The 248-nt window shown below is 64.9% G+C and carries 1 protein-coding gene; it reads right to left on the reverse strand.

Going from position 1 to position 248, the window contains the following annotated elements:
* A partial coding sequence (locus BK665_RS33510; RefSeq protein ID WP_185076741.1) for an anhydro-N-acetylmuramic acid kinase occupies positions 1-248 on the reverse strand: 248 nt, incomplete at both ends.

Raw genomic sequence — 248 nt, forward strand, 5'->3', positions numbered from 1 at the left:
CGAGTATGCGCAAGCCGCGGGCGCCGGTGACACTTGGGCGATTGGCTGGAATACCTGCCAGACAGCAATGGGCCAGCCAGGCGAAGGCCATGGCTTCGACCCAATCCGGGTCCACGCCGTAGGCGGCCGTGCTGCTGACGTTGGCGTCCGGCAGTAATTCGGCCAGGCGCTTCATGAGCGTCTGGTTGTGCGCGCCACCACCGCAGACCAGCAACTCCTGGGTCTGTGCCTGGGCGTTTTGCAGTGAT

This window comes from Pseudomonas frederiksbergensis, assembly GCF_003732665.1.
Lineage (GTDB): Bacteria > Pseudomonadota > Gammaproteobacteria > Pseudomonadales > Pseudomonadaceae > Aquipseudomonas > Aquipseudomonas frederiksbergensis_G.